The sequence below is a fragment of the Acidovorax sp. 99 genome (assembly GCF_003096455.1).
Classification (GTDB): domain Bacteria; phylum Pseudomonadota; class Gammaproteobacteria; order Burkholderiales; family Burkholderiaceae_C; genus Acidovorax; species Acidovorax delafieldii.
Genome location: NZ_QEKU01000001.1, coordinates 2,708,060 through 2,722,576, shown reverse-complemented (window position 1 = coordinate 2,722,576; position 14,517 = coordinate 2,708,060). Strand labels below are relative to the sequence as shown.

The 14,517-nt window shown below is 65.6% G+C and carries 14 protein-coding genes; 10 read left to right on the top strand and 4 right to left on the bottom strand.

Annotated features, from left to right (window positions below; translation table 11 throughout):
• Positions 1-9: 9 nt before the first annotated feature.
• Genes C8C95_RS12730 through eutC form a run of 3 tightly spaced genes read left to right on the top strand, consistent with a single transcriptional unit; the run spans position 10 to position 3,019 of the window.
• Positions 10-786 carry a DeoR/GlpR family DNA-binding transcription regulator gene (locus C8C95_RS12730; protein WP_116748826.1) on the top strand — a complete coding sequence of 259 codons (777 nt, stop codon included), beginning with the start codon at positions 10-12 and terminating at the stop codon, positions 784-786.
• A gap of 26 nt (positions 787-812) precedes the next feature.
• Positions 813-2,207 (top strand): ethanolamine ammonia-lyase subunit EutB, encoded by a 1,395-nt coding sequence (locus C8C95_RS12725; protein ID WP_116748825.1) that lies wholly within the window; start codon positions 813-815, stop codon positions 2,205-2,207.
• Positions 2,204-3,019, top strand: a complete 816-nt coding sequence (gene eutC / locus C8C95_RS12720) for an ethanolamine ammonia-lyase subunit EutC (protein WP_116750271.1) — start codon at positions 2,204-2,206, stop codon at positions 3,017-3,019. The genes C8C95_RS12725 and eutC overlap by 4 nt, the downstream gene beginning before the upstream one ends.
• 120 nt (positions 3,020-3,139) lie before the next feature.
• Here the strand turns inward: eutC and C8C95_RS12715 are convergent, their stop codons facing one another.
• Positions 3,140-4,258: an SAM-dependent methyltransferase gene (locus tag C8C95_RS12715; protein WP_116748824.1), complete on the bottom strand. Its 1,119-nt coding sequence runs from the start codon at positions 4,256-4,258 to the stop codon at positions 3,140-3,142.
• A 10-nt stretch (positions 4,259-4,268) separates the two neighbouring features.
• Between C8C95_RS12715 and C8C95_RS12710 the strand changes: the two genes are divergently transcribed.
• The 7 genes from C8C95_RS12710 (at position 4,269) to C8C95_RS12680 (ending at position 10,832) form a co-directional block, all read left to right on the top strand.
• Positions 4,269-5,063, top strand: a complete 795-nt coding sequence (locus tag C8C95_RS12710) for an SDR family oxidoreductase (protein ID WP_116748823.1) — start codon at positions 4,269-4,271, stop codon at positions 5,061-5,063.
• A 33-nt stretch (positions 5,064-5,096) separates the two neighbouring features.
• Positions 5,097-5,480 (top strand): dihydroneopterin aldolase, encoded by a 384-nt coding sequence (locus C8C95_RS12705; protein ID WP_192420890.1) that lies wholly within the window; start codon positions 5,097-5,099, stop codon positions 5,478-5,480.
• Positions 5,481-5,589: 109 nt separating this feature from the next.
• On the top strand, positions 5,590-6,468 hold the full coding sequence (gene ttcA / locus C8C95_RS12700) for a tRNA 2-thiocytidine(32) synthetase TtcA (protein ID WP_056060021.1): 879 nt from the start codon (positions 5,590-5,592) through the stop codon (positions 6,466-6,468).
• A gap of 55 nt (positions 6,469-6,523) precedes the next feature.
• Complete coding sequence (locus C8C95_RS12695) at positions 6,524-7,135, top strand: DUF4136 domain-containing protein (protein WP_116748822.1); 612 nt, start codon at positions 6,524-6,526, stop codon at positions 7,133-7,135.
• 23 nt (positions 7,136-7,158) lie between these two features.
• Positions 7,159-7,800, top strand: coding sequence for a histidine phosphatase family protein (locus C8C95_RS12690; protein WP_116748821.1), 642 nt, complete (start codon positions 7,159-7,161; stop codon positions 7,798-7,800).
• Positions 7,784-8,950, top strand: a complete 1,167-nt coding sequence (locus C8C95_RS12685; protein ID WP_099731351.1) for a DSD1 family PLP-dependent enzyme — start codon at positions 7,784-7,786, stop codon at positions 8,948-8,950. Before C8C95_RS12690 ends, C8C95_RS12685 begins: the two co-directional genes overlap by 17 nt.
• Positions 8,951-9,029: 79 nt before the next feature.
• On the top strand, positions 9,030-10,832 hold the full coding sequence (locus C8C95_RS12680; protein WP_116748820.1) for a lysoplasmalogenase family protein: 1,803 nt from the start codon (positions 9,030-9,032) through the stop codon (positions 10,830-10,832).
• Here the strand turns inward: C8C95_RS12680 and ruvB are convergent.
• The 3 genes from ruvB to ruvA all read right to left on the bottom strand — a co-directional run bounded on the left by ruvB (position 10,789) and on the right by ruvA (position 14,478).
• Positions 10,789-11,850, bottom strand: a complete 1,062-nt coding sequence (gene ruvB / locus C8C95_RS12675; protein WP_056059575.1) for a Holliday junction branch migration DNA helicase RuvB — start codon at positions 11,848-11,850, stop codon at positions 10,789-10,791. The genes C8C95_RS12680 and ruvB overlap by 44 nt on opposite strands.
• A 45-nt stretch (positions 11,851-11,895) precedes the next feature.
• The gene (locus C8C95_RS12670) at positions 11,896-13,809 is read right to left on the bottom strand and encodes a trypsin-like serine protease (RefSeq protein WP_116750270.1); all 1,914 of its coding nucleotides are present in this window, start codon (positions 13,807-13,809) and stop codon (positions 11,896-11,898) included.
• 93 nt (positions 13,810-13,902) lie between these two features.
• Positions 13,903-14,478, bottom strand: a complete 576-nt coding sequence (gene ruvA / locus C8C95_RS12665) for a Holliday junction branch migration protein RuvA (RefSeq protein ID WP_116748819.1) — start codon at positions 14,476-14,478, stop codon at positions 13,903-13,905.
• Positions 14,479-14,517 lie beyond the last annotated feature (39 nt).

Genomic DNA, 14,517 nt, shown 5'->3' with positions numbered 1-14,517 from the left:
CATCGCCCCATGCTGCAAGAAGAACGTTTCCTCCGCATCCGCACCCTGCTGTCCACGCTCTCGCGGGTGAGCACCGAGCGCATTGCACAAGACCTGGATGTGTCCCGCGAAACTGTCCGCCGCGACATCCTCGCCCTGGAGTCGCAGGGCATTTTGCGGCGCGTGCACGGGGGCGTGGTGGCACAGGGGCCAGAGCCCGAACCCCCGCTGGCCGTGCGCCAGGCGGTGCGCGAGCGCGAAAAGCGCACCATCGCCCGCGCCGCCTTACAGCTGCTGCAGCCGGGGCAAACGCTGTTCATTGATGCGGGCAGCACCACCACCCTGCTGGCCGAAGCGTTGTCGAGCCTGTCGGGCCTGACCATCATCACCAACGGGCTGAACGTGGCGCTCAAGCTCGCTGCGGCCGATGCGGGGCGCAACACGCGCAACGACGTGATCCTGCTCGGAGGCCGCACCGACCCTGCCGTGCAGGCCACCCATGGCGACACCACCGTGGCCGAAATCCACCGCTACCGCGCCGATGTGGCCCTGCTCTCGCCCGTGGGCATCAGCGTGCACAGTGGCGCCACCAGCTTTGAACACCACGAGGCCGCCGTGGCCCGCGCCATGGCTGCGCAGGCCAAGGAGCTGATCTTGCTGGCCGACCACAGCAAGGTGGGGCAAGCCAGCCGCGTGACCTATGCCAGCCTGTCCGACGTGGGCACGCTGGTCACCGACGCGGGTGCCCGCACCCTGCCCGCCTTCGCGGCCCTGCAGGCAGCAGGCTGCCATATTGTGGTGGCCTGATCAATTCAGAAGGGGCAGAGCACACCATGGCCTACCAGCACACCATTGGCGGCGAGCGCTGGCAGTTCAGCGACCTGCGCGAGGTGATGGCCAAGGCCACGCCGCTGCGCTCGGGCGACGCCCTGGCAGGCGTGGCAACCACATCGGCTGTGGAGCGCATGGCCGCGCGCCTGTGCCTGGCCGACATTCCCCTGTCGCGCTTTCTGAGCGAGGCGCTCATCCCCTACGAAAGCGACGAGGTCACGCGCCTCATCCTCGACACCCACAACGCCGCCGCGTTCGCGCCCCTCGCCCACCTCACCGTGGGGGACTTCCGCAACTGGCTGCTGGCCCACGGCACCGACAGCGCCATGCTCGCCGCCGTGGCACCCGGCATCACGCCCGAGATGGCGGCGGCCGTGAGCAAGCTCATGCGCAACCAGGACTTGATCGCCGTGGCGCGCAAATGCCGCGTGGTCACGCGGTTTCGCAACACCATCGGCCTGCCCGGCCACCTGGCCGTGCGGCTGCAACCCAACCACCCCACGGACGACCTGCGCGGCATTGCGGCGTCGATGATCGACGGCCTGCTGTACGGCGCGGGCGACGCGGTGATTGGCGTGAACCCGGCCACCGACAGCATCGCCGCCCTGACCGGACTGGTGCACATGCTGGGCGACGTGATCGAGCGGCTGCAGATCCCCACGCAGTCGTGTGTGCTCACGCATGTGACCAACACGATCCAGATGGTGGAGCAAGGCGCGCCGGTGGACCTGGTCTTCCAGTCGATTGCGGGCACCGAGGCGGCCAACGCGAGCTTTGGCATTTCGCTGGCGCTGCTGAAGGAGGCGCGCGATGCTGCGCTTTCACTGCAGCGTGGAACCCTGGGCGACAACGTGATGTATTTCGAAACCGGCCAGGGTAGCGCCCTGTCGGCCAACGCGCACCATGGCGTGGACCAGCAGACCTGCGAGGCGCGGGCATATGGCGTCGCCCGCGCGTTTGCGCCGCTGCTGACCAACACGGTGGTCGGCTTCATCGGCCCGGAATACCTGTACGACGGCAAGCAGATCATCCGCGCGGGCCTGGAAGACCACTTCTGCGGCAAGCTGCTGGGAGTGCCGCTGGGCTGCGATGTTTGCTACACCAACCACGCCGAGGCCGATTCGGACGACATGGACACGCTGATGACGCTGCTGGGCACGGCGGGCCTGACCTTCATCATGGGCGTGCCAGGGGCGGACGACATCATGCTCAACTACCAGAGCACTTCGTTCCACGACGCGCTGTATCTGCGCGAGGTGCTGGGCCTGCAGTGCGCACCCGAGTTTGGCGCCTGGCTGCAGCGCATGCACGTCACCGATGCAGGCGGACGCCTGCTGCCTGCCCACGATCAACACCCGGCGCTGGCACAGATGCGGCAATGGAGGCTGGGCGCATGACACACGAACCAGCGCCACACGGCATCCCTCCCGACCCCTGGGAGGACCTGCGCGCCCACACCCAGGCGCGCCTGGCCCTGGGGCGTGCGGGCGCAGCCCTGCCCACGGCCGAGCTGCTGCGTTTTGGCCTGGCCCATGCGCAGGCGCGCGATGCCGTGCACATCCCGCTGGACGCAGAAGCGCTGGCCGCCCAACTGCAGGCCCAGGGCTGCGCGACGCTCCCCGTGCACAGCGCCGCCCCCGACCGCGCCACCTACCTGCTGCGCCCCGACCTGGGCCGCCGCCTGTGCGACGCCGATGCGCAGGCGCTGCGCGTCCCGGGCGATCAGCACAGCGGCGGCCACCCCGTGGACCTGCTGCTGGTGGTGGCCGACGGCCTCTCGTCCCTGGCCGTGGCGCGGCAGGCGCCACCGCTCATCGACGCGATTTGCCAACAGGCGCCCGCAGGCTGGCAGCTGGGCCCCGTGGTCATTGCCCAGCAGGCCCGCGTGGCGCTGGGTGACGAGGTGGGCGCACTGCTGGGCGCGCGCCTGGTGGCGGTGCTGATCGGCGAGCGGCCGGGCCTCAGCTCGCCCGACAGCCTGGGCATCTACCTGACCTGGCACCCGCAGGTGGGGCGCAACGATGCGCAGCGCAATTGCATCTCTAACGTGCGGCCCGAGGGCCTGCCCCCGGCCGCCGCCGCTGCGCGCCTGTGGTGGCTGTGCCAGGAGGCGCGGCAACTGGGGCTGACGGGGGTGGGGCTGAAGGACCGCAGCGATGCGGTGACTCTAACGGCTGACCAAGGCGGCGACGCAGCGCAGCTGCGTTGAGCCCCCCCCCCAAGGCACACCGCGCAAAGCAGTCCCAAACCGACCGCGAGCCTCTGATCCCGCGCAGCAGCGCCGTCCCATCTCTGCCCTAGAGCAAGACGGCAAGGCCGCCTGCGCCGCCTACAGCCGGTGCGAACGGTCGCCGTGGCTGAACCCCAGCGGCTCCCACGGCTCGCCTGCGCCCACGGCCAGCACCTTGAACAGCTCGCCCATCTCGTGTTCCATGATCAATTTGGCCGCTGTCGCCCGCTGAGCTTGCGGTAGTTGCTCCATTTTTGGTAGCAAACCACAGTTGATGAGGAAATGCGCCTGCGTGGTGTAGCCCAGCACGTTCAGGCCCGCCTCCTGCGCGGCCAGCGCCATGGCGGTGAAGTTGACATGCGCGGTGATGTCCTTGAGCCCCACCGCCACCAGCGGGTCGCCATCGGCCAGATGGCCCTGGTGGCACATCACGGTGCCCATGTGGCGCTGGGGGTGGTAGTACTCGTCTTCGCCAAACCCATAGTCCAGCAAGAAGGCTGCGCCGCGCGTGAGCCGGTCGGCCAGCATGCGCATGAAGCCTTCGCCCTGGGCGTGGATCTCGGTCAGGTAGTCCTGCGGGCCTTCGACGCCGATGGGCGGGCGCAGGTCGGTGGGGCGGTCGGCCCAGGCAAAACTGCCGTCCTGAGCTACCGCCACGCCGCGCTCATGCCACACACCGCCCTGCTGGCCGCCGTGGCGCGCCAGCAGTTGCACGGGCATGGCGTCCAGTACCTCGTTGCCCACCACCACGCCGCTGAACTTTTCGGGCAAGGCGTCCACCCAGCGCAGCTTGTGGGCGTGGGCTACCAGCTTGGCCTGCTGGCGCGCGCGCAGGCTGCCCGACAGATCGACGATGGTGTAGCGCTGCACCCGGTCGCCCAACGCATCCAGCAACTGCAGCGCCAGCGCGCCGGAGCCCGCGCCAAACTCCCAGACCTCGTCGGTCCCGGTGTGTGCCAGCGCCTCGCCCACCTGCACGGCCAGCGTCTGGCCGAACAGTGGGGTCATCTCGGGCGCGGTCACGAAATCGCTGCCTGACTCCGGCATGGCGCCGAATTTGGTGGAATCGTTGGCGTAGTAGCCCAGGCCGGGCGTATACAACGCCAGGGCCATGAAGCGGTCAAAACCCAGCCATCCACCCTCGGCGGCAATGGCCCGGGTGATGTGCTGGTGCAGGGCGGTCGTTAAACTGTCGGGTCTTTGGGTCACGGCCCGCATTGTCCCCCACATGTCCACCCCTTCCCTTCCCCACCGCCCCCGCACCGTGCTGGTGACCGGTGCCGCCAAGCGCCTGGGCCGCAGCATTGCGCTGGCCCTGGCTGCCGGCGGCTGGCAGGTGGCGGTGCACTACCGCTCGTCAGCGCAAGATGCTATCAATACAGTAGCTGAATGTGCAAGATTGACTAGCGCAAGCGCCCATTTTGAGGCCGATTTTGATGACGAAGCCGCCGTGCGCGGCCTGCTGCCCCGCGTGGTGGCGCACTTTGGCAGCGTGGACGCGGTGGTCAACAGCGCCTCCCTGTTCGAGCACGACAACGTAGGGACCTTTGGCTTTGCCGCGCTCGAAAAGCATCTGCGCAGCAACACCGCGGCCCCCGTGCTGCTGGCCCAGGCCCTGCACCAGCATGTGGCCGACCGGGTGGCGGCGGGTGAGGCCGACGCGCAGGGCGCCGTGGTCAACCTGCTGGACCAGAAGCTCTGGAACCAGAACCCCGACTTCATGAGCTACACGCTCTCCAAGGCCGCGCTGGAAGCCGCCGGCACCATGCTGGCGCTGGCCCTGGCGCCGCGCGTGCGTGTGGTGGGCGTGGCGCCCGGCCTCACATTGACCAGCCATATGCTGAGCGACGAAAAGTTCGCCCAGCTGCATTCCCTCAGCCCCCTGGGCCGCTCTTCCACCGCCGAGGACGTGGCCGCCACGGTGAAGTTTGCGCTGGAGAACCGTTCCATTACCGGCACCACGCTGCTGGTCGATGGCGGCCAGCACCTGATGAAGTTTGACCGCGATTTCTCGTTGATGTGAGCCCAGCGCTTGCGCACACAACGAGCCCCCACCATGACACAGACCCCTTCCCAGATGACTGGCACGCAGATCCTGACGCTCACCGGTTTGCGCTTCGATGCCAACCTGGGCATCCTCGACCACGAAAAGACCGACCCGCAACCCATTCAGGTCGATGCCGAACTGAGCCTGGGCGTGCAGCCGCTGGCCCCGCGCGACGACGACATTGGCCATGTGCTGGACTACCGGCGTGTGCGCCAGATCATCATCGACGAGTGCACGGCCGAGCATGTGAACCTGCTGGAGAGCCTGATCGGCAAGCTGGCCAACCGCCTGATGCAACTGCCCGGCGTGCTGGGCGTGCGCGTGAAGATTGCCAAACTCGAAATTTTTGACGACTGCGAAGTGGCCATTCGCGTCGAGACAGGACAGTGGTGACCCCATGAGCACCGTAGTGAACGAAGCCCCGACCACCACCCCCGCCCTCTCCGCCCCCGTCGGCTGGGCCGACGAGCCTGCAGAGGCAGCCGCCAGCGGCGCCGCCCGCATGAAGATCGAGCGCGAAACCCACAAGCTGGAAAAGCGCCTGTGCCGCGAAGTCGGCAAGGCCATCGTCGACTTCAACATGATTGAAGAAGGCGACAAGGTCATGGTGTGCATGTCGGGTGGCAAGGACAGCTATGCGCTGCTGGACATCCTGCTCAAGCTCAAGGCCCGCGCGCCCATTCACTTTGACCTGGTGGCCGTGAACCTGGACCAGAAGCAGCCGGGGTTTCCTGAGCATGTGCTGCCCGAGTACCTGGCCAGCACCGGCGTGCCCTTCCACATCGAGAACGAGGACACCTACAGCATCGTCAAGAAGCTGATCCCCGAGGGCAAGACCACCTGCAGCCTGTGCAGCCGCCTGCGCCGGGGCATTCTGTACCGCGTGGCCGATGAGCTGGGCTGCACCAAGATCGCGCTGGGCCACCACCGCGACGACATCCTGCAGACGCTGCTGCTCAACATGTTCTTTGGCGGCAAGATGAAGAGCATGCCCCCCAAGCTGGTCAGCGACGACGGCAAGCATGTGGTGATCCGCCCGCTGGCCTACGTGGCCGAGAAGGACACCGCCCGCTGGGCTGCGCACCGCAACTTCCCCATCATCCCCTGCAACCTGTGCGGCAGCCAAGAAAACCTGCAGCGCAAGCAGGTGGGCGAGATGCTGCGCGAATGGGAAAAGCGCTTCCCCGGCCGCGTGGAGAACATGTTCAACGCCCTGCAGAACGTGGTGCCCTCGCACCTGCTGGACGGCAGCCTGTACGACTTCAAGAACGCCAAGGCCACCGGCATCGCCAGCGAAGACGGCGACAAGGCCTTTGACAAGGAAGAGTTTGCGGCGCCATCGCCATCGCTGCCCGGCGTACAGGTGGTGCAACTGTCGTGAACCCTGGCGGGCTGCGGCACTCTCACAGAGATCCTTGTTTCAGGACACTCTGACCATGTCACAACGCCGATGGATTCCCGCCCTGCTCCTGGGCCTCACCGTCACCCTGCTCGCAGGCTGCAGCACCACCCGCGTGGTGGAGGGCCAGGTGCAGAGCTTCTCAACGCTGGCGGCCATGCCCGCACCTGCCACGTACCGCATTGAGCGCCTGCCTTCGCAGCAGGCCCCTTCGTTCGACACCATCACCACACTGGCCGAACAGGCCCTGTCGCGCGCGGGCCTGCAGCGCGACGATGCTGCGCCCCGCCTGCTGGTGCAGCTGGGCGTGCAGGCCGACGCCGTGCCGCGCTATGACCCGTTCCGCCCGTACGGCCCTTACGGCCCCGGCCCCTGGGGCATGGGCGGCTGGTATGGACGGGGCTGGGGGGTGCATGGCATGTGGCGTTTTGGCGAGCCCACGCCCCTGCACCGCCGCGCGGTCAGCATCGTGATGCGCGACGCCAGCACCCAGGCCGTCGTGTACGAAACCTCCGCCGTGCACGAAGATGTGTGGGTGAGCGATCCGGCCGTCTATGGCGTGCTGTTCGACGCCGCACTCAACGGCTTTCCGAAGCCGCCCGGGGGGCCACGGCAAGTACGCCTGCCATTGGTTCCGCCCTCACACTGATTCCCTCCACGCCCGTCTATTGCATGCACGCCACCCGCATCGTTGCCATCCGCCACGGCGAAACCGCCTGGAACGTGGACACCCGCATCCAGGGCCACCTGGACATCCCGCTCAACGACACCGGCCTGTGGCAGGCCGCCCAGGTCGCGCAGGCGCTCGTGGGCGAGCCGATTGCAGCCATCTACTCCAGCGACCTGCAACGCGCGCACGCCACCGCCCAGGCCGTGGCCCGCACCACAGGCGCTCCGTTGAAGACCGAGCCGGGATTGCGCGAACGCAGCTTCGGGCACTTTCAGGGCCGCACGTTTGCCGAGATCGAGGCCGAACTGCCCGAGGACGCATTGCGCTGGCGCAAGCGCGACCCCCACTACACGCCCGAGGGCGGCGAATCCCTCGTCACCTTGCGTGACCGCATCGAACGCACCGTGACCGCGCTGGCGCAGCAGCATGTGGGCGAGCAGGTGGTGATGGTGGCGCACGGCGGCGTGCTCGATGTGCTGTACCGCCTGGCCACGCGCCAGGACATCCAGGCGCCGCGCACCTGGCAACTCTCCAACGCCGCCATCAACCGCCTGCTGTGGACGCCTGACGGCCTCACCCTCGTCGGCTGGGCGGACACCCAACACCTTGACCAGATTGTCCTGCGCGATGAAAACCACGCCTGAATTGCAATCCACCATCGGCCAGCGGGTGGACGCTATCGACACCCCCGCTCTGGTGGTGGACCTGGATGCCATGGACCGCAACATCCAGCGCATGGCCGACTTCGCGCGCAAGCACCACGTGCGCTGGCGCCCCCATGCCAAGCTGCACAAGAGCGCCGAACTCGCGTTGCTGCAGCAACGCGCTGGCGCCCAGGGCGTGTGCGTGCAGAAGGTCGCTGAGGCCGAGGCGCTGGCCGCTGGCGGGGTCGATGACATCACCATCACCAACCAGGTCATTGCCATGCCCAAGCTGCACCGCGTGGCGCGGCTGGCGGCGCTGCTGGCGGCACGCGGCGGTCGCCTGGGCGTGGCCGTGGACCACATCGACGGCATCGAACGCCTGGCCGAAGCCATGGCGCAGTACGGCAGCGACGCGGGCATCGATGTGCTGGTCGAGATCGACGTGGGCCAGGGCCGCTGTGGCGTGCCGCCGGGCGAGGCCGCCGTGCCTCTCGCGCTGGCCGTGTCGCGCAGCCCCCGCCTGCGGTTTGCGGGGCTGCAGGCCTACCACGGGCGCGCCCAGCACCTGGCCAGCAGCGTGGGTCGGCGCGAGACCATCGCCGCTGTCGTTCGCGCGGCGGATCACACGCGCCAGCTCATCGAAGCCGCCGGGCTGCCCGTGCCACTGATCACCGGATCAGGCACAGGCACCCTGGTTCACGAGGCCGCCAGCGGCGTGTTTGGCGAGTTGCAGGCGGGCTCGTTTTTGTTCATGGACGCAGATTACGCTCGCAACGAACGCGATCCTGCGCAGCCCGCGTTTGAACATGCGCTGTACGTCAAGACCCAGGTGGTGTCGGTGCGCGACACCCACGCCGTGTGCGACGCCGGTCACAAGAGCCACGCCATTGACTCCGGCCTGCCCACGGTGGCCCTGCTGCCCGCCGACCGCACCTTGCGCTATGCCAACGGGGGCGACGAGCATGGCTTGCTCTACGCGGACGCTCCCGATGCCCGCCTGCCCAGCCTGGGACACATGCTCTGGCTCATCCCTGGCCATTGCGACCCCACGGTCAATCTGCATGACTTTTTGATCGGCGTGCGCGGCGGTTTGGCGGCCGGTACGGTGGAGCGCATCATCCGGGTGGATGCACGGGGAGCGCTGACATAGGCGCAGCCCTCTAAACACCGGGGCTATAGGGGTTCACCTGCCCCGGTGTGAGCTGGCTGCTGGACCACAATCCGGCAACATGAGCCCCAGCCAGATCATCGTCCTTGCCACACCCGTCTTCTTCCTGCTGATCGCCCTTGAGCTGGCCATTGGCTTCAAGCGCCAGCGCAACACCTACCGCCTAGCCGATGCCGTCAGCAGCATCAGCCTGGGCATGCTCAGCCAGACCAGCGCAGTGTTCACGCGGCTGCTGCGCATCGGCATCTACACCGCCCTGTTCGAGCACGTGGCGCTGTGGCGCAACGATGCGTTCTGGACCAGCCTGCCCGGCTGGCTGCTGGCGCTGGTGTTCTACGACTTGTGCTACTACTGGCTCCACCGCATGGGGCATGAATCGGCGGTGCTGTGGGCCGCGCACGCGGTGCACCACCAGAGCCAGGACTACAACCTCAGCACCGCCCTGCGCCAGACGAGCTCGGGCGCGCTGCTGGGCTGGATCTTTTATGTGCCCATGGCACTGGCGGGCGTTCCGCCGCTGGTGTTCGGCGTCGTGGCGCTGATTGACCTGCTCTACCAGTTCTGGGTGCACACCGAGCAGGTGGGGCGCCTGGGCTGGTTCGACCGCTGGTTCTGCAGCCCGAGCAACCACCGCGTGCACCATGCCGTCAACGACGCCTACCTGGACAAAAACTACGGCGGCATCCTGATCCTGTGGGACCGACTGTTTGGCACCTTCAAGGACGAAGACGACCAGGAAAAATGTGTGTATGGCACCCGCGGCCTGCTCAATAGCTGGGACCCACTGTGGGCCAACGCCCAGGTGTACGCGGGGCTGGCGCACGACAGCTGGCACGCACGCAGCTGGCTCGACAAGCTCAAGGTCTGGATCAAGCCGCCGGGCTGGCGGCCTGCGGACGTGGCGGAGCGCTTTCCCAAGCCGGCCTTCAACATGGCGCAGATGGCGCGCTACCACCCACCGATGTCGCGCGCCGTGCAATGGTTTGCACTGGTGCAGTTTGTGCTGCTGCTCGGCGGCGTGGCGGCCTTTTTGTGGCAGGCCGATGCGGCGCCGCTGGCGCACAACGCCGTCTGGTTCGCTGTGCTGCTGACAGTGCAATGGTCGCTGGGCGCTGTGATGCAGGGGCGCCTTCGCATGCTGATGGCGCTGATGCTGCAAAGCGCGGCACTGGCCACGGCCACCAGTGCGCTGGAGTTCACACAATGGCATTGGCTGTTCAAACCGCTGACCATGGCGATTGCTATTATTTTGGTAGCTGCCAGTGCATATTCGACTAGCGCAAGAGGTGCACTAGGTGCAAAAACTCCCTGGGTTTTGCTGATCGCGGCCCTGGGCGGGTCATTGGCGGGGGATGTGTTTCTCATGTTCCAGGGCTTCTTCATCCCCGGCCTGGTGAGCTTTCTGGTGGCGCATCTGTTTTATGTGGCGCTGTTCAAAAGTGGACAGGCATGGTTTCCGCACCGGGGTGCACTAGCGGCCACGCTGGGCATCGGCACGGCCATGTACGCCTTTCTGTGGACGAGTGGCCTGCCACCTGCACTCCGCGCGCCCGTCGCAGCCTATGTGCTGGTGATTGCGTTGATGGCGGCCCAGGCCATTGGCCGCGCCACCGTGTTGCGCGACGCCGCTTCGCCGTGTGTCGCCATCGGCGCCGGGTTTTTCATGCTCAGCGACTCGCTGCTGGCCACCAACCGGTTTGTGACGCCCCTACCCATGGCGCAGGTCTGGGTGCTGGCGACGTATTACGCTGCACAGGCGCTGATCGTGGCAGGCATGCTGCGGGGCACAGCCCGCGCAGAGCCCAGCTCTGCCACGCCCCTCACACCCCAAACAGATCTTGCCCGCTCGCCTTCGGGGGCGTGACCCCCAAGTGGCGGAACGCCGCCAGCGTGGCAATGCGCCCGCGCGGCGTGCGCTGCAGGAAGCCCTGCTGGATCAGGTAGGGCTCGATCACATCCTCGATGGTGCCGGCCTCTTCGCCAATGCTGGCCGCGATATTGTCCAGCCCCACGGGGCCGCCATCGAAGCGGTGGATCACGGCTTCGAGCAGCTTGCGGTCCATCACATCAAAGCCTTGCGGGTCCACATCAAGCATGGCCAGCGCCTTGTCGGCAATGGGTTTGGTAATGCGCCCATCGCCCTTGACCTCTGCATAGTCGCGCACCCGGCGCAGCAGCCGGTTGGCAATGCGCGGTGTGCCGCGCGAGCGGCGGGCGATCTCGAAGCCACCCTCCTCATCCATCGGTGCATGGAGCAACCCGGCACTGCGCTGGACAATGCGCGCCAGCTCCTCGGCCGTGTAGAACTCCAGCCGCGCCACGATGCCGAAGCGGTCGCGCAACGGGTTGGTCAGCATGCCCGCACGCGTGGTGGCGCCCACCAGGGTGAAGGGCTGAAGGTCCAGCTTGATGCTGCGCGCTGCCGGCCCCTCGCCGATCATGATGTCGATCTGGTAGTCCTCCAGCGCGGGGTAGAGGATTTCCTCCACCACGGGTGACAGGCGGTGGATTTCGTCGATGAAGAGAACGTCGTTCTTTTCCAGGTTGGTCAGCAGCGCCGCCAGGTCCTTGGGCTTTTCCAGCACCGGGCCGCTGGTCTGGCGCAGGTTCACGCCCAACTCCGCCGCGATGATGTGCGACAGCGTGGTCTTGCCCAGGCCGGGCGGGCCGAACAGCAGCACATGGTCCAGCGCCTCACCCCGCTTCCTCGCCGCGCCGATGAAGATTTCCAACTGCTCCCTGGCCTTGGCCTGGCCCACATACTCCTGCAAGAGTTTGGGGCGCAGGGCACGTTCGATGGCCTCCTCTTGGGGGGAAACGGGAACTGCGGAGATGACGCGTTTGGCGGGGGCGGGGGTGAAGTCGTCGGTCTGGATGGTCATTGTGTGAGCAGGGAGAGTCTGCGCCTTAGATACTGCGGCACAAACTCACTGCGAAGTCCATGCGTAGTACATGGGGCCCTCATATTGAAAGTCCTTGTGGACCTGAATCACAAAGTCTCGCTCAGCAGCACTGATCGTGTAAAAGTGTGCTCGCGTCTTTGCGTTGTAGAAGCGGTAGATCGGAGAAGACTCGTTGCCCTCAGCCTTCTGTGCATACCAGCTGACGACCTCGTAGCGATATTCAGGAAAATGAGTGATCACATAGTCGCGCTCTTCCACACTGCCCGAGTAAAAATGTGCGCCGCTGGTGGCGTTGTAGAAACGAAACACGGGGTCCTTACCGGAGCTGACATCCGGATAAGCGTAGAACGCGATATTTTCATATCCGAACTCTGGGAAGGTTTTAATCACGAAATCCCGTTCGGCAGCACTGGCCGTGTAGAAATGCGCGCCAGTTTTGCTGTTGTAAAACCGGTAAACAGCTGCGCGACCGCTGCTGACTGCCGATGCCAGCCAGTTCTTCAACGCAGCGTTGTAAGCCACGTCAAAACGGCCATAGAAATCCGATGACGACTTGTTGGTACAGATGGCACTCCCTCCATACAGGGTGCCTACCACCTTGCCGTTCCTGAACAGCGCAGAACCACTGCTGCCCCCCTCGGTAGTGCCTTGGCTCCAGTTAACTCGGTAGTAGTTACCGCTGGTCCCTCCACACGAAAATTGCGTGTCAGAGATCGTGGTGCAAGTCGATTGGCCGACCACTGCCCCATAGCTCAACTTAAGGAGGTCGCCACGGGGATGGTGCAAACCGATGGCAGAGACTCCTGCAGCCACGGCAGATGCATCCCACCCCGCAAAAACCGCTCCTGCGGGAGGCGTGTCGTTGAGCAAGAGAAACGATGTATCGGTATCGGCACTGGCGTAGAGAAGTTTGGCCCCTCCTACCTTCTTGGCACTCGAACTCTGCAGTGCACCACTGTTACAGCTCGACGAACGGAAGAACCAGTCCGTCTGCAAGGATGAAGCCACGGTCTGATCTGAAATGCAGTGGTTGGCACTCAGGAAGTAAGGCTTGCCACTGGAGCTGCCATCGTTGAGCAATGTGCCTGTGCACAGGTAGGCACTCGCTCCTTTAACAAATACCATGCGCGCGACCGCATTGCGTTCGTTGGCGCCGTCGTTGTAGCAAGTGGCGTCCAGGTTACAGGTGTCGGCATCGCCGATGGCTTTCGCATTCTGCTGAATTTGTTCCTGGTATTCCTGCTCGGTGGGCACGGACAAGTTCGCGAAGATGTGCGACAGCTGGGGTACCGAAATTTGCAAGGTACTCGCGGCAATGCCAAGCGGCAACTCCACTTCCAAGGTCGCCTCACCGCCCCCGGTATCAGGTGTCCACCACGTGCGAGCAGCATCCGAACGGTCGCCCGCAGCCTGATTGCGCTCGATGAGTTGGAGAATTTCCTGCCCGGAGATCTCGAACACCTTGTCAGGCGCCGCCTGCGTATACACGCGCACCACTGCGCTGCCCGGAAGCTGCTGAACAAGCACTCCCAGCCGCAAACCATAGGCCCCTTCCGCGCTGAAGCTCACCGCAGCAACCAGGCCACCCGCAGGTGCTTTGCGCCACTTCCACAGGGCTCCCATCGCAGACACAGACTTGGTCGCCTCCACATCACGGCCTTGCCCCACGAGCCGTGGCCCCACCGAGTCCACGGACTGGGTCTTTTCCGTAGCCAGTTCTTCCAACGCGACCACAGCTGCTGACGGCGCTGCAGTGGCACTGCGGGACTTCACTCGAGCAACATCCTGCACGGCTTCTACAGGCTGAACCCTGCTGTCCACCTGAGACAGCAACGGAGCGTTAGGTGCCGCGTCACCTGTGCCACCACCACACGCCACCAGCAGCGCTGCTGCCGAGAAGAGGGCGGGTACCCAACGCACTACGGAAAACTTTTTCATTGTCTGCATCCTAGAAATCGCTAAGACTCACGCTTGCAAGCCTCAAAAGGGTCACCACTAAACCAGTGTGGGGCGAACATTTCGGGGCGATTATCAGCGGGCCAACGCCTTCAACGCCAGCTTAATTCCGTCACTCACCCCCACCTCCGCTGGCAGCGCCTTGAGCGCCGCAGCCGCCTCCTTGTCGCTGTAGCCCAAAGCCAACAGCGCCTGCAGAATGTCGGCTTGCGCATCGCTGGTGGCCGCGCCACGCACAGCACCCATGTCCGCACCCAGCTTGCCCTTGAGCTCCAGCAGCAAACGCTCGGCTGTCTTTTTGCCGATGCCCGGCACCTTCACCAAACGGCCCGCCTCCTGCAGCGAAATCGCCTGCGCCAGGTCGCTCACGCCCATCCCGCTCAGAATGGACAGCGCAGTGCGCGGCCCCACACCGGAGATCTTGATCAGCTCACGAAACGCCTGGCGCTCAGGGGCGGTTGCAAAGCCATACAGCAGCTGCGCATCCTCACGCACGATGAACTGTGTCAGCAGGCTCACACGCTCGCCCACGGCGGGCAGGTTGTAGAACGTGCTCATGGGCACATTCACCTCGTAGCCCACGCCGTGGCAGTCCAGCAGCACCTCGGGGGGATTCTTCTCCAGCAGGGTGCCGGTCAATTTGCCTATCATTGATGTCCTTTGACGACGCGGGCATGACATGCCGCGCCG

Bases quoted from the DNA above. Each gene is read 5' to 3' on its own strand.
- C8C95_RS12730 (WP_116748826.1), top strand. From the start codon at position 10: ATGCTGCAAGAAGAACGTTTCCTCCGCATCCGCACCCTGCTGTCCACG.
- C8C95_RS12725 (WP_116748825.1), top strand. From the start codon at position 813: ATGGCCTACCAGCACACCATTGGCGGCGAGCGCTGGCAGTTCAGCGAC.
- eutC (WP_116750271.1), top strand. From the start codon at position 2,204: ATGACACACGAACCAGCGCCACACGGCATCCCTCCCGACCCCTGGGAG.
- C8C95_RS12715 (WP_116748824.1), bottom strand. From the start codon at position 4,258: ATGCGGGCCGTGACCCAAAGACCCGACAGTTTAACGACCGCCCTGCAC.
- C8C95_RS12710 (WP_116748823.1), top strand. From the start codon at position 4,269: ATGTCCACCCCTTCCCTTCCCCACCGCCCCCGCACCGTGCTGGTGACC.
- C8C95_RS12705 (WP_192420890.1), top strand. From the start codon at position 5,097: ATGACACAGACCCCTTCCCAGATGACTGGCACGCAGATCCTGACGCTC.
- ttcA (WP_056060021.1), top strand. From the start codon at position 5,590: ATGAAGATCGAGCGCGAAACCCACAAGCTGGAAAAGCGCCTGTGCCGC.
- C8C95_RS12695 (WP_116748822.1), top strand. From the start codon at position 6,524: ATGTCACAACGCCGATGGATTCCCGCCCTGCTCCTGGGCCTCACCGTC.
- C8C95_RS12690 (WP_116748821.1), top strand. From the start codon at position 7,159: ATGCACGCCACCCGCATCGTTGCCATCCGCCACGGCGAAACCGCCTGG.
- C8C95_RS12685 (WP_099731351.1), top strand. From the start codon at position 7,784: ATGAAAACCACGCCTGAATTGCAATCCACCATCGGCCAGCGGGTGGAC.
- C8C95_RS12680 (WP_116748820.1), top strand. From the start codon at position 9,030: ATGAGCCCCAGCCAGATCATCGTCCTTGCCACACCCGTCTTCTTCCTG.
- ruvB (WP_056059575.1), bottom strand. From the start codon at position 11,850: ATGACCATCCAGACCGACGACTTCACCCCCGCCCCCGCCAAACGCGTC.
- C8C95_RS12670 (WP_116750270.1), bottom strand. From the start codon at position 13,809: ATGAAAAAGTTTTCCGTAGTGCGTTGGGTACCCGCCCTCTTCTCGGCA.
- ruvA (WP_116748819.1), bottom strand. From the start codon at position 14,478: ATGATAGGCAAATTGACCGGCACCCTGCTGGAGAAGAATCCCCCCGAG.